A 13,465-nucleotide genomic window follows, 5' to 3' on the forward strand; every position below is an offset into this window, starting at 1 on the left:
CAGAAAATCCCGCCATTGATGAAGGACAAAAACGTCGGTGCCGCAGGACCCGGTTTGCGTCCCTACCGGTCGGCCGATAAAGTCGGCTGATCGTAGATCCAACGGACGGAGTACCCCACGTGTTCTCAACCTTCCCTTTGTGCCGCTATCGCCTGCCAGCCCTGGTTCTGCTCGCCAGCGCCTTGACCCTTACCGCGTGCAACAACGCTTCGGTGCCGACGCTGCCACTCGCACCGGAAAGCGCTTCCGGTTTCCGCACCGACCTTAAAACTCAACACGCCGACAAATACATGGCTGCGGCAGCCAACCCGCTGGCGGCCGAAGCCGGGCGGGAGATGCTGCGCCGGGGCGGCTCGGCCATCGACGCGGCGATTGCGATGCAAGCGGTGCTGACGCTGGTCGAACCACAGTCTTCGGGCATCGGTGGCGGCGCATTGATCGTACTTTGGGATGGCAAGGCCGTGCGCACCTACGACGGGCGTGAAACCGCCCCGGCCGGCGCCACCGAGAAGCTTTTCCTGCAAGCCAATGGACAACCGATGGGGTTCACCCAGGCGCAGATTGGCGGCCGCTCGGTGGGCACGCCCGGTGTATTGCGCGCCCTGGAACTGGCCCATCAAAAACACGGACGCCTGCCCTGGGCGCAGCTGTTTGAACCAGCCATCCGGCTCGCCGAACAAGGCTTCGCCATTTCGCCACGCCTGCACCAGTTGATCGCCGCAGATTCGTCCATGCCGCGCTCAGCGGAAATGATGGCTTACTTCCGTAATGCCGATGGCAGCCCAAAAGCCGTCGGCACAAGCTTGAAGAACCCGGCACTGGCCGCCGTGTTCAAACGCATCGCCCATGAAGGCCCGGATGCCCTGTACAAAGGCCCGGTCGCCGAGGAAATCGCAGCCAAGGTGCAGGGTCACGCGAACCCCGGCAGCCTGTCCGTGAGCGATCTCGCCAACTACCAGGCCAAGGAGCGCGCGCCGCTGTGCACCGACTACAAGCGCTGGCAAGTCTGCGGCATGCCGCCGCCGTCGTCGGGCGGGATCGCCGTGGCGCAGATCCTCGGCACGCTGCAAGCCCTGGAGACCCGCGATAAACGCTTGGCGCTGGTGCCGCTGAAACCGGTCAAGACCACGGCCCCGGCCGGCATCGAACCCGACCCGCAAGCCGTGCACCTGATCTCTGAAGCCGAACGCCTGGCCTACGCCGACCGAGCTCAGTACGTCGCCGATACAGACTTCGTACCCGTGCCGGTCAAGGGCCTGGTCGACCGGACCTACCTCGCCAGCCGCGCCGCCCTGATTGGCGAACGCAGCATGGGCACGGCCAAACCCGGCACGCCGCCGGGCATCCGGGTGGCCTATGCGCCGGATCGTTCGCCGCTGCGGATTTCCACCTCGCAAGTGGTGGCCGTCGATGACACCGGCGGTGCCGTGTCGATGACCACCACCATCGAATCGGCGTTCGGCTCGCACATCATGGTTCAGGGTTTCATGCTCAACAACGAGATGACCGACTTCTCGTTCATCCCCGAGGAAAACGGGCAAAAAGTCGCCAACCGCGTCGAGCCTGGCAAACGCCCGCGCTCCTCCATGGCCCCGACCCTGATCTTCGACCGCCAGAGCGGCGAATTCCTCGCCACCGTCGGTTCCCCCGGCGGCTCGCAAATCATCGAATACGTGGCCAAGTCCACCATCGGCCTGCTCGACTGGAACCTCGATGCCCAGGCGGCCATCAACCTGCCCAACTTCGGCAGCCGCAACGGCCCGACCGAACTGGAACAGGGGCAGTTCAGCCCGACGCTGATTCAGGCGCTGAAAGACAAAGGGCACAGCGTGAGCGAGATCGACATGACCAGCGGGACCCAGACGATCGTCCGGGTCAAGGACGCCCAAGGCAAAGCGTCGCTGACAGGCGGGGCCGATCCACGGCGTGAGGGGCAAGCGTTGGGGGATTGAGTCGTACGCGTGGATGAGAAAGGGCTTACCGGTGGGTAGGCCCTTTTTATGTACACAAGCGAAAATCAGCAGCGCTTATCGACTGATCTTCAACCCCTGCCGAACCTGGTGTTTTTCCAGCGCCAGTTCGATCAGTCGCGTCACCAGTTCGCTGTAGGTCATGCCGGTGGCCTGCCACAGCTTCGGGTACATGCTGATGCGGGTGAAGCCGGGCAGCGAGTTGATTTCGTTGATCAGCACTTCGCCGCTGTCGGTCAGGAACACGTCGACGCGGGCCAGGCCGGAGCAGCCCAGCACCTGAAATGCCTCGACGGCCAGGGCGCGAATGCGTTCGCTGGCCTCGACGCTGATATTGGCCGGTACCACCACTTCAGCAGCCGTGTCGTCGATGTACTTGCTGTCGTAGGAGTAGAACCCGCTGCGTACCACGATCTCGCCGCAGCCACTGGCGATGGCGTCTTCATTGCCGAGCACCGCGCATTCAATCTCGCGGCCGCTGACGGCAGATTCGATCAACACCTTGGTATCGAAACTCAAGGCCAGTTCCACCGCAGCACTGTACTCAGCCTCGTCGGTGACCTTGCTCACGCCCACGGAAGAGCCCTGATTCGCCGGTTTGACGAACAGCGGCAAACCCAACTTGCCCCGCACCTCGGCAAACCCGGTGCGCGCCGCCGTGGCGCGGGTCAATGTCACGAACGGCGTCACGGCCAGGCCGGCATCGCGCAGCAGGCGCTTGCTGATGTCCTTGTCCATGCACACGGCCGAGCCGAGCACATCGGAGCCGACAAACGGCAGATCGGCCATGCGCAGCAAGCCTTGCAGGCAACCGTCTTCACCGAGGGTGCCGTGGACAATCGGGAAGATCACATCGACGTGACCGAGCATTTCCTGGCTGGAGGTTTCCACCAGTTGCTGAGTGGCTTTGCCCGGCACCACGGCCAGTTCGCGGTTGGACTGGTTGAGCGCGATCAGCGCCGGGTTTTCCTGGTTCAGCAAAAAGCTGGAAGGGTCGTTGAGGTGCCAATGGCCTTGTTTGTCGATGCCGATCAGTACCGGCTCGAAGCGTGAACGATCCAGCGCATCGACGATGTTTTTCGCCGACTGCAACGACACCTCATGCTCGGCCGAACGGCCCCCGAAAATGATCCCCACACGCAATTTGCTCATGACCTGGCCTCATCCTGACAAATAAAAAACAACCTGTAGCGAATGCGCCCCACGGTGCAGTATTTGCTCTTGGTTTTCTAGCCGATAAGCCGCCTTCCGATCAGAAGACAGGGAACCGCCGGCTGGGTTACCGTGTTGTGCATCAAGCTCAAGACGATCATCACCATGGCCAAGCGTCCGCCTCGCAATGACTGGTTCCTTCGCGCGCCCGATGTCGGCGGGCTGCAGCGTTTCGAGGCGTTTTTTGCCGGCCATGGCTACGACCTTCACCGCCACGACACCTATGCCATCGGCCACACCCTGGCCGGGGTGCAGAGCTTTCAGTATCGCGGCGGCTGGCGTCACAGCCTGCCGGGCGCAACGATCGTGCTGCACCCGGACGAAGCCCACGATGGCGAGGCCGGGACCGAGTCCGGTTTCCAGTACCGGATGATGTACATCGAACCGGCGCTGATCCAGCAGATGCTCGGCGGGCAAGCGCTGCCGTTCATCAAGACCGGGTTGTCGAACGATCCCCGCCTGTTCGCCGCCACGGGCGCTTTGCTGCACAGCCTGGATTGCCCGCTCGATCCACTGAAGGAACAGGACGCGCTGTTCGATCTGGCACAAGCCATGAGCGCGGTTTCCGGTGCACCGGGCAAACGCTCGGGGTTCGATTACGTGGCCGCGCAGCGGGCGCGGGAATACATCCATAGCGCCCTGGATCGCACCGTGACCCTGGAGGAACTGGCACAGCACAGTGGTCGGGATCGCTGGAGCCTGTCCCGGGATTTCCGCTTGTTGTTCGGCACCAGCCCCTACCGCTACCTGACCATGCGCCGCCTGGACATGGTCCGTGCGCTGCTGATCCAGGGTCAGAGCCTGGTCAGCGCCGCGCTGATCGCAGGTTTCACCGACCAGAGCCACATGACGCGGCAATTCAGCAAGACCTACGGCCTGTCACCGGCCCGCTGGATGAACATGCAGCGCCGTTGAGCCACGCACAATCGTACAAGAAGCGCGTTGAGTCGCTGGCTATCGTGGGTTCACCAACCTCCATGAGAGCTGTTACATGAACGCTTACGAAAGCCTGAACTTCGCTGAAAAAATCAGCCGGATCGATTCCCACTGGTCGCCCCGGGTCATCGCCGAAATGAACGACTACCAGTTCAAGGTGGTGAAGTTGCTGGGGGATTTTATCTGGCACGACCACCTCGATACCGACGAAACCTTCATCGTGCTCGAAGGCCGGTTGCGCATCGATTTTCGCGATGGCCACGTGCTGGTGAACGCAGGGGAAATGTACGTGGTGCCCAAAGGCGTCGAGCACAAACCCTGTGCCGAGCAGGAGGTAAAACTCCTGCTGATTGAACCCAAGGGCGTGCTCAACACCGGCAGCGAAGGTGGTGAGCGCACGGCCGAGAATGATGTGTGGATTTGAGCGCTGACCGGCTCAAGCCTGCAAGGTCTTGCCGTCCACCGGCTCACCAATGGTCAGGAAGTGCCCGCCCGCCACGTGGTGCAAAGTGCGCAAGGCATCTTGCCCTTCGAAGTGCCAGCGCCCTTCGCTGAACACACGTTCGTCAGCCTGGGCGGCAATCACTTCGGCCAGGAACAGATCGTACTGCTGGTGGTTGTTCGGCTCGGGCAGCAGGCGACATTCCAGCCAGGCCACGCAGCCTTCGAGCATCGGCGCATCAACCGACTCGCCGGTGAACGTCTGCAAGTCGTAGGTCTCAAACTTGTCGCGCCCCTGACCCTGGGTCAATTCCAGGCCGGAGGTCGAACCGACGGTCTGCACAATGTCGACCTGGGCGGCGCAAGGAACGTTCAGCACAAAAGTGCCCGAGGCCTCCAGCAACTGGCGAGTCCAGGTGGACTTGTCCAGCACCACGGCAATTTTCGGTGGTTCGAAATCCAGCGGCATGGCCCAGGCTGCCGCCATGATATTGCGCTGACCACCGTGGGCTGCGCTGACCAGCACGGTCGGGCCATGATTGAGCAGACGATAGGCCTTGGACAAGGGAACCGGACGGCGGTGGGAAACGCTCATGGAAGTCTGCTCCAGGGGGAAAAGAGCCGATTGTAACGACATCCCAAATGAAAATATCGCAGCCTGCGGTCGCTCCTTCAAAGTGGTCCATCACCCGAGCAGGTACCATTCAACCGCTTGTTCGTGTCGTGTGATCCTGTCGGAAAAGGGCCAAATGCGCATCTGGTAGCGCTGGACCAGTTGTGTCGGCAAGATCTCGCCCTGTTCGAAATACCGAGCGACGCTCCTGTCTACTGAGTGGTGGCGGGGAAGCCAGCCCACCTTCCAGTATCCACTTACCGGACAGGCTTGGCCGCTATGGCAGTTCGGTGCCGACAAATGAGATTGGCTAAATGCAGGCGATCCCGGTAGCCCCTGTCCAGTGGCCGGATCCAGAAGCTTGGCTTTGGCCAGTTGGTTGATCAGCGCTTCGCTGGGTTTTTCAGGGGGGACATTGGCCAGGCGTTCTTCGAGCCATTTGAGTTTGCCGTCCCAGGATGGCAACGGCGCGGGTGGCAGTGGGACGATTTCGTTGATCTCGGGGACTTTGGGATTGGCGTAGGAGTAGCCCGAGAGGATTTTCCAGATTTTTTCGTAGCGATCGGCGCGTTCGAGGTCTTCCTGTTGACCGAGGTAGTGCAAGCGATTATCTGGCTTAGGGTCACGGAAGCCTTTTTCCAATCGGCCGGCAGCGCCGTCGTTACCAGCTACAACGCCCATCTGGAAGAGCTCAAGCGCTTCTTGGTACTTTCCTTTGTTCTTAAAGTGGACCCCTAGGGCGAGGGCTGATTTACCATGACCTTGTTCTGCTGCGCAACGGCGCATCTGCCGGGCAACGTCCGGGGCGACGTCGATCGGCGCCAACTTGTCTGCGATATAGGCTTGAGCCAGTGCATTACCTTCATCAGCGGCTTTGCGATAGTAACGCAACGCTATTTCGTGATCTTTCTGCAGCCCGGCTGCGCCGTGCTGCAGGAAGATGCCGACAAAGTAATATCCCGTTGCCACTCCGGCGTTGATCAGTTGCTCACTCATGCGCAAATGCTCTTCACCACGGAGTTTGAAAGTACCGCGCATGGCACCGTTCTGCAGGTTGATATTGGCTTTGTAATGGCCGTTCTCACTGGCGATGCGGTACAAGCGCTCGATCTCTGCATCAACAGTCTTGTCCTGTTTGAGTTGATTGTTCTTTTGCAACCAGCGCGCGTATTGGAACAGCATATCGGCCTCGGCGGAGGTCGCCGGAATTGTTTCGTGTTGGCAGGTAAAGGCGAGACTAATGTTGATATCGGTGAGCGGGTTTACAAAGTCCACCGACAAAGGCTCGGCATTGTTAGCGCCACAGCCGGTCAAGGCGATGAGTATCAAACAGCCCCATAAATGCTTAGGCCTCACCGAACAATATCCATTCGATGTTTTCCTCTGCGACGGTAATTCGGTCGGCGAGCAGGAAACGGCTATGGCTACGCCGGACGTTCAGGGTCGGCATCATTTCGCCTTTCTCGAAACGTCGGATCTCGTCGACGATGCCTTCCGCTTTCCAATAGCCGGATTGCGGGCAGGCTTGACCGCTGTTGCAGGTCAGCTTGCGGTAAGGCTCCCGGATGAAATCGGGAGATGCTGGCAGCGGTCGACCGGAAGTGGGGTCTAGGAGTTTGGCCTTGGCCAGTTGGTGGATCAGCGCTTCGCTGGGCTTTTCTGGTGGGACGTTGGCCCGGCGCTCTTCGAGCCATTTGAGCTTGCCGTCCCAGACAGGGAGTTTGGCCGGTGGCAGCGGGAGGATTTCGTTGATTTCGGGGACGTTGGGGTTGGCGTATGAGAAACCCGCAAGCGTTTTCCGAATTCTTCTGTAACGTTCGGCACGCTCAGGGTCTTCCGCCTGGCCGATGTAGTCCATCAAATTGGACTTAGGAGGGCCGCTAAATGCATCCTCCAAGTGACCAGCGGAATGCTCGTCTCCGCCGGCAACGCCCATCTGCAAGACTTCTATTGCTTCGCTGTATTTTTGTTCATCTCTCAAATAAATCGACAACATGACAGCAGCTCTGCCATGCCCCTGTTCAGCAGCACAACGGCGCATCTGCCGGGCAACTTCTGGGGCAATACTCTTTGGCGCCAGCTTGTCCCCCACATCGTATTGCGCCTGGGCGTTGCCTTTATCTGCGGCCTTGCGAAAATAACGTAACGCCATCTCCGGATCCTGCTTAAGCCCGGCCGAACCCTGCTGAAGAAAGATCCCCACAAAGTAGTAACCTGTCGCCACACCAGCATCCATCAGTTGTTGACTCAAACGCAGATGTTCGGCGCCACGCAACTGGAATCGTTGGCGCATCGACCCGTTTTGCAGGTTGATGTTGGCTTTGTAATGTCCATTCTCGGCGGCGATGCGGTACAACCGTTCGATTTCGACATCGACATCGACAGTTTTGTCCGGTATGAGCTGATTGTTTTTCTGCAACCAACGGGCGTAACGAAACAGCACGTCAGATTCAGCACTGACTTCCGGGATATTTTCGTGGGCACAGGTGAAAGCCAGATTGGCTTTGATTTCCGTCAGAGGTTTCACATGAGGATCCTTCTTCAGATAGTTGAAGGTGCTGCGGCTATCGCAAGCCGACAACAGCAGGCAGGTGAGCAAGAGAAAACGGCGCATCAGTCGAGGTCGCTCAGTTTGGCCTTGCCGTAGTAAAACTCGACAAGTGGGGCGTCAGGCGTTGTCTTGTCTTCCTGGCGTTTTTTGTTTGTTTCGATGATTTTCTGCCAAGCCTTGAATGCATCACCCACATCCTCCTGCACCCCCTTCCCATCCGTATGCAGATCCCACAACCGCCGCCTAATTGCCTGGGTCACACTCATCCACTCATGGGCAATGTTCAGCTCGCTATCGACCTGCATGCTCCGGGTATTGATGTTGGCCGAGCCGTGGGTGGTGAACACGTCATCGACGATCATCAACTTGGAGTGGACGTACACCGGCATCCATTCCCTGCCCGCCGGTGAGTCCGGCGCGACCAGCGAACACAGGTGCACTTTCAGGCCGGGGATGTCCTCCGGGGTGACGGTGCTGTCCTTGATTTTCTCGATGTGCCAATCGAGTTCGGCCTGCCACTCGGCCAGTTCCCGGTGCCCGGCGCGGTCGCGGGGCTCGGGCATTGGCCGGGGGGATGCTTGCGTTTTTACTTGTTCGATGCGCCGCAGCTTGGTCACTTCGGGAATGGTCTCGGCCCGCCCGAGGCTTTCGAGCATGCGCTGGGTGTTGCGGGTGCCAGCGCCCACGCTGTCGTCGCCAGCGTTGGTAATGACGAAGAGGTGCAGGGGGCCGTGCAGCCCTGGATCGCGACCACCTTCGGTTTGAGCGGCGGCGACTTTCTTGATCCGTTCAGCCAGGGGTGGCCAGCGAAAGTACTGGTTCTCGATGTAGATGAACTGGGTCGCGTTGTTCACCGCTTGCAGGTAGAGCGTCTCAATGTCGCGTTTGCCTTTTTGTGCCTGCCTTCGCGGTCTGAACATAGCTATGCCTGTCGTCGTTTCACCTCCATGTGCGTCTGCCTCAAACTGGGTCATTGCGCTGCTCTTGTGGTTGCCGGAATTGGCGTTGATTTGTCAGGCTCTTGCTACCGATCAACCGCCGAGTGCCTCGACTGATAATCGGAGCAGAAATGCTCAGGCTTCACCGAACAATATCCATTCGATGTTTTCCTCTTCGACGGTAATTCGGTCGGCGAGCAGGAAACGGCTATGGCTACGCCGGACGTTCAATGTCGGCATGATTTCGCCTTTATCGAAACGTCGGATCTCGTCGACAATGCCTTCCGCGTTCCAATAGCCGGATTGTGGGCAGGCTTGACCGCTGTTGCAGGTCAGCTTGCGGTAAGGCTCCCGGATGAAATCGGGAGATGCTGGCAGCGGTCGACCGGAAGTGGGGTCGAGGAGCTTGGCCTTGGCCAGTTGCTGGATCAGCGCTTCGCTGGGCTTTTCTGGCGGGGCGTTTGCCAGGCGCTCTTCTAGCCATTGCAGCTTGCCGTCCCAGGCGGGGAGTTTGGCTGGTGGCAGCGGGAGGATTTCGTTGATTTCGGGGACTTTGGGGTTGGCATAGGAATATCCCGCAAGTATCTTCCAGATTTTTTTGTAGCGGTCGGCGCGCTCAAGGTCTTCCGATTGGCCTAAGTAGTCCAACTTGTTGCTACTGGAAGGGCCGCGAAATGCATCGCCCAAGCGGCCAGCAGCATGTTCATACCCTCCGGCAACACCCATCTGGAGTACTTCAACTGCCTCTTGGTAAATTCCCTTGTTTTTAAGATTAACAGCCAGTGCCACGGCCGCTCTGCCATGTTTCTGCTCGGCGGCACAACGGCGCATTTGCCTCGCGACATCCGGAGCAATATCACTCGGTGCCAGCTTGTCGCCCACATAGTATTGCGCTTCGGCACTGCCTTTATCAGCAGCCTTACGGTAGTAGCGCAAGGACATTTCCGGATCCTGTTTAAGGCCCGCCGAGCCTTGCTGTAGAAAGATCCCCACAAAGTAGTAACCTGTGGCCACACCAGCATCCATCAGTTGTTGACTCAAGCGCAGGTGTTCGGCGCCACGCAACTGGAACCGTTGGCGCATCGACCCGTTTTGCAAGTTGATGTTGGCTTTGTAATGACCATTTTCGGCGGCGATGCGGTACAACCGCTCGATATCGACATCTACGTTTTTGTCTTGCTTGAGCTGGTTATTTTTCTGTAGCCAGCGGGCGTATTTGAACAGCACGTCAGATTCAGCACTGGCTTCGGGGATATTTTCGTGGGCGCAGGTGAACGCCAGGTTGGCTTTGATTTCCGTCAGAGGTTTCACATGAGGGTCCTTCTTCATATAGTTAAAGGTGCTGCGGCTATCGCAAGCCGCCAACAGCAGGCAGGAGAGCAAGAGAAAACGGCGCATCAGTCGAGGTCCTGCAGTTTGGCCTTGCCGTAATAAAACTCGACAAGAGGTGCGTCGGGAACGCCGTTTTCTTTGTCCTTTTGAAGATCTTTGTTGTCATCGATGATTTTCTGCCAAGCTTCGAATGCATCACCCACCTCCTCCTGCACTCCCTTCCCATCCGTATGCAGATCCCACAACCGCCGCCGCATTGCCTGGGTCACACTCATCCACTCATGGGCAATGTTCAGCTCACTATCTACCTGCATGCTGCGGGTATTGATGTTGGCCGAACCGTGGGTGGTGAACACGTCATCGACGATCATCAGCTTGGAGTGGACGTACACCGGCATCCATTCCCTGCCCGCCGGTGAGTCCGGCGCGACCAGCGAACACAGGTGCACTTTCAGGCCGGGGATGTCCTCCGGGGTGACGGTGCTGTCCTGGATTTGCTTGATGTGCCAATCAAGTTCGGCCTGCCACTCGGCCAGTTCCCGGTGCCCGGCGCGGTCGCGGGGCTCGGGCATTGGCCGGGGGGATGCTTGCGCTTTTACCTGTTCGATGCGCCGCAGCTTGGTCACTTCGGGAATGGTCTCGGCCCGCCCGAGGCTTTCGAGCATGCGTTGGGTGTTGCGGGTGCCAGCGCCCACGCTGTCGTCGCCGGCGTTGGTAATGACGAACAGGTGCAGGGGGCCGTGCAGCCCGGGATCGCGACCACCTTCGGTTTGAGCGGCGGCGACTTTCTTGATCAGTTCAGCCAGGGGCGGCCAGCGAAAGTACTGGTTCTCGATGTAGATGAACTGGGTCGCGTTGTTCACCGCTTGCAGGTAGAGCGTCTCAATGTCGCGTTTGCCTTCCTGGGCCTGGGTGCGCAGGATCTGCGCGATTTGCTTCGTTGCGCCGGGATTGCATTGCAGCTGCAGCCCGAGCAGCTTGGCCTCGCGCGACGCCATCAGGTCCTCGCCGGTCTCCTTGAACCAGGCCGTGGCGAAGTTGTGGTGCAGGTGTTCGAGGATGGGGCCGCTGACCTGGCTGGAGATGTCCTGGCGCGGGGTGTTGCCCCGTGGGCCTTGGTTGGGTGCCGGCTTGTTGCCTTCGGCACGGTTCAACGCCGTGTGAGCACAGGTGTCCCAATATTCGTCGAGCATGTTGTGGCCCATGACGAAACCGACGGCGCTTTCAGGGAGTTCGTAGTCGACCAGCACGGTCTTCTGGTGGTGGGTGGCGGTGAGCTTCAGGGTTTGGCGCATCTTGCTGCTGATGTCCGGGTCGAGACTTTCATACTTCACCCAATGGGAAATTTCAGCCCTTTCCTCCCAACTGAAACCACGACTGACGAATGCTGGCAGGCCGTTCGCGACCTGTTGCGCCGCTTTGTTGCCTGAGACCGCACAGCGGGCAAACCACTCGCGGTCTTCGGTATATTGCACCTCGGTGGAGCGCTGCAGCGCCCGATCGGCGATACGCAGCGAGCCTTTGCCCGGCAGGTTGGCTTCGCCGCCCACCCCCGCCAGATTGAAGGGCATTTCCCAACCCAGTATCCGTACCTTGACGCCTGGCTTGGTCCTGGCCTTGGCCAGGAGGAGTTCACCGATGCTCGGCGCCTTGCCGTCGCGGATGAAAAACATCGACGGCTGGAACCCCCAGCAGATGATGTCGACGGATTGTTTTGCTGCCGCGATGGCCTCGTACACGGCTTTGAAGGCTTCCTCGCCGTTGATCAACGCTTGATAGGTAGCGCCTACCGGATGGTATTCGGTGTTGCATACGTACCAGGGCGCCGTGCAGGTGGCCGTGTTGGTGTGCTGCAGCGCGATGGGCACCACGCATTCGAATTGAGTCATCGGGTTTTCTCTCCATGAGGGGCGATGTGCGCGGCGTACTGCCCGCGATGATCGGTGTGCGAAGCGGGCTGGTTGACGCTGGTATCGGTTTGCGAGGGGTGGTTGTGCAGGCCCTTATTGGCGAGTACCGCCTGCTCGGCATTGCGGTAGTCGGTCGGTACCGGGATCTGGTAAACCGTGCCGTTGGCCAGGACAACGCGGTAGCCTCGGGTCACCACCTGATGGTCAATCGATATGAGGCCGGTCTTGTCCAGCACGCCTTTCTTGAGTACCGCGCCGTCCGCCAACAGCGTGTAGGGCATGCCGGCCCAACCGTGACTGGAGGCGTTCGGAGCGGGCGCCAGGCTCAGGTTAATCATTTCTTTCGATAGGATTTTGGGGTAGTCCGGGTGCGTGGCCTTCATGTTCGCGGGGCCACTGTAGTCGTAGTGCGCCGCCTTGACCTTGTGGTCGCCCGCCGTGCCGGACTCGATGCAGCACTCATCCAAGCTGAGGTAACTGCCGCCGCCGTTGAGGATGATTTTTTTCTTCGCGGTGATGTGGATTTCGTCTTCGGTGCTGGTGATGTTCAGACCATGCCGGGCGATCAGTTCCAGACGATCGTTTTGCGCCTGCACGCTCACCGAGCCCTGGTTGGCGATCAGCTTGATGCCGAGCTTGCGCACGAACAGGCTCAGGCCCTGGCCGACGCCGATGAACAGGCGCTTGACCACGCTGAGGTCGGCTTCACCGCCGGCGTTGAGCATCAGGTTTTTCTCGGCGGCCAGTTGCAGGTGCTGGCCGCTGGTCAGGGCGATGCCTTGCGGGGCGCTGAGCAGCAGGACCTGGGATTTGAGTTGTTCGAGGTCCTGGCGCAACAGGTTCAGTTGTGCCGCGACGTCGGCCGGATCGGCGTTAGCGGTTTGGGCGTCGGTCGAGAGTTGTTGCAGTTGTTCGCCGGCCTGTTGCAGGCGGCCGAAGGCGGCGTCCATGTCGAGTTGCGCACCTTTGGCTTTCTCCTGTTTGTCCGCGCTGATGAAAAGACCCTTGCCGCCACGAATGGCGCCCCAATCATCCGTACGCAGCTCAAACCCTTCCCCACGCTTCTTGCGCTGGCCATCCACCAGATGCCCCAGATTCAGCTGGCTCTTGCCGCCATACTCGGTACTGAGCTTGACGTGCTCCTGCCCCCGCGTGTCATCCATGCGCAACTTGTTGTTGGCCGGCGTGCGCAGCACATTGCGGTGGTCGTTGCGCTGGGTCACCAGGTCGGGGTGCTGGTCATCGTGCAGGGCATGGGCGATGTAGGGGCGGTCCGGATCGCCCTGTTCGAAGGCGATGGCCACTTCGGTACCGGCGATCAGTGGCAGGTGCAGGCCGTAGGTGTCGCCGGCGTAGGCGCGGGCCTGGCGCAGCCACTTGCTTTCGCGGCCGGCGGGCCAGGTGTCGCGGTCGAAGAGGAATTTGACCCGGTAGCGCCCTTGCAGGTCGATTTCGGTGTACAGGGGGTTGCTCTGGGGGTGGGTGATGCGTGCCGGGAGGGTGCCGGCGATCTGTGGTTTGGGTGGGACCTCTGGGCGAAAGCACAGGCGCAAGGCGTAGGG

General features: G+C 59.9%; 10 protein-coding genes and 1 pseudogene. 3 read left to right on the plus strand and 8 right to left on the minus strand.

All coding sequences use genetic code 11. The features are described 5' to 3' along the window. Positions 1-119 precede the first annotated feature (119 nt). Positions 120-1,952, plus strand: a complete 1,833-nt coding sequence (gene ggt / locus KGB07_RS16600; RefSeq protein ID WP_223465976.1) for a gamma-glutamyltransferase — start codon at positions 120-122, stop codon at positions 1,950-1,952. 75 nt (positions 1,953-2,027) lie between these two features. Here the strand turns inward: ggt and ddlA are convergent, their stop codons facing one another. Continuing rightward, positions 2,028-3,122 carry a D-alanine--D-alanine ligase gene (ddlA, locus tag KGB07_RS16605; RefSeq protein ID WP_046041844.1) on the minus strand — a complete coding sequence of 365 codons (1,095 nt, stop codon included), beginning with the start codon at positions 3,120-3,122 and terminating at the stop codon, positions 2,028-2,030. Between the two features lie 165 nt (positions 3,123-3,287). Here ddlA and KGB07_RS16610 point away from each other — a divergent pair, with 165 nt between their 5' ends. Beyond that, the gene (locus KGB07_RS16610) at positions 3,288-4,097 is read left to right on the plus strand and encodes an AraC family transcriptional regulator (protein WP_046042015.1); all 810 of its coding nucleotides are present in this window, start codon (positions 3,288-3,290) and stop codon (positions 4,095-4,097) included. 76 nt (positions 4,098-4,173) lie between these two features. After that, positions 4,174-4,542: a cupin domain-containing protein gene (locus KGB07_RS16615; protein ID WP_046041843.1), complete on the plus strand. Its 369-nt coding sequence runs from the start codon at positions 4,174-4,176 to the stop codon at positions 4,540-4,542. Positions 4,543-4,554: 12 nt separating this feature from the next. On the opposite strand, the gene KGB07_RS16620 is transcribed toward KGB07_RS16615, so the two are convergent. From KGB07_RS16620 to KGB07_RS16650, 7 genes and pseudogenes are all read right to left on the minus strand, one after another. Beyond that, the gene (locus tag KGB07_RS16620; protein WP_046041842.1) at positions 4,555-5,154 is read right to left on the minus strand and encodes a flavin reductase family protein; all 600 of its coding nucleotides are present in this window, start codon (positions 5,152-5,154) and stop codon (positions 4,555-4,557) included. Between the two features lie 90 nt (positions 5,155-5,244). After that, on the minus strand, positions 5,245-6,501 hold the full coding sequence (locus KGB07_RS16625) for a sel1 repeat family protein (protein WP_221174492.1): 1,257 nt from the start codon (positions 6,499-6,501) through the stop codon (positions 5,245-5,247). Positions 6,502-6,517: 16 nt separating this feature from the next. Next, entirely contained in the window at positions 6,518-7,786 is a 1,269-nt protein-coding gene (locus KGB07_RS16630) for a sel1 repeat family protein (protein WP_046041841.1), read from the minus strand. Beyond that, positions 7,786-8,631: pseudogene (locus KGB07_RS16635) on the minus strand (phospholipase D-like domain-containing protein); the annotation flags it as partial. The gene KGB07_RS16630 and the pseudogene KGB07_RS16635, both read right to left, overlap by 1 nt. 165 nt (positions 8,632-8,796) lie before the next feature. Beyond that, positions 8,797-10,059, minus strand: coding sequence for a DUF6396 domain-containing protein (locus tag KGB07_RS16640; protein WP_223465980.1), 1,263 nt, complete (start codon positions 10,057-10,059; stop codon positions 8,797-8,799). Beyond that, the gene (locus KGB07_RS16645; protein WP_223465981.1) at positions 10,059-11,882 is read right to left on the minus strand and encodes a phospholipase D-like domain-containing protein; all 1,824 of its coding nucleotides are present in this window, start codon (positions 11,880-11,882) and stop codon (positions 10,059-10,061) included. The genes KGB07_RS16640 and KGB07_RS16645 overlap by 1 nt, the downstream gene beginning before the upstream one ends. Continuing rightward, positions 11,879-13,465 (minus strand): DUF2345 domain-containing protein (locus KGB07_RS16650; protein WP_223465982.1); only part of this gene is annotated, 1,587 nt, incomplete at its 5' end. The genes KGB07_RS16650 and KGB07_RS16645, both read right to left, overlap by 4 nt.

Origin of the sequence: Pseudomonas sp. GL-RE-26, from assembly GCF_019956275.1 — a bacterium.
GTDB classification, from domain to species: domain Bacteria; phylum Pseudomonadota; class Gammaproteobacteria; order Pseudomonadales; family Pseudomonadaceae; genus Aquipseudomonas; species Aquipseudomonas grandcourensis.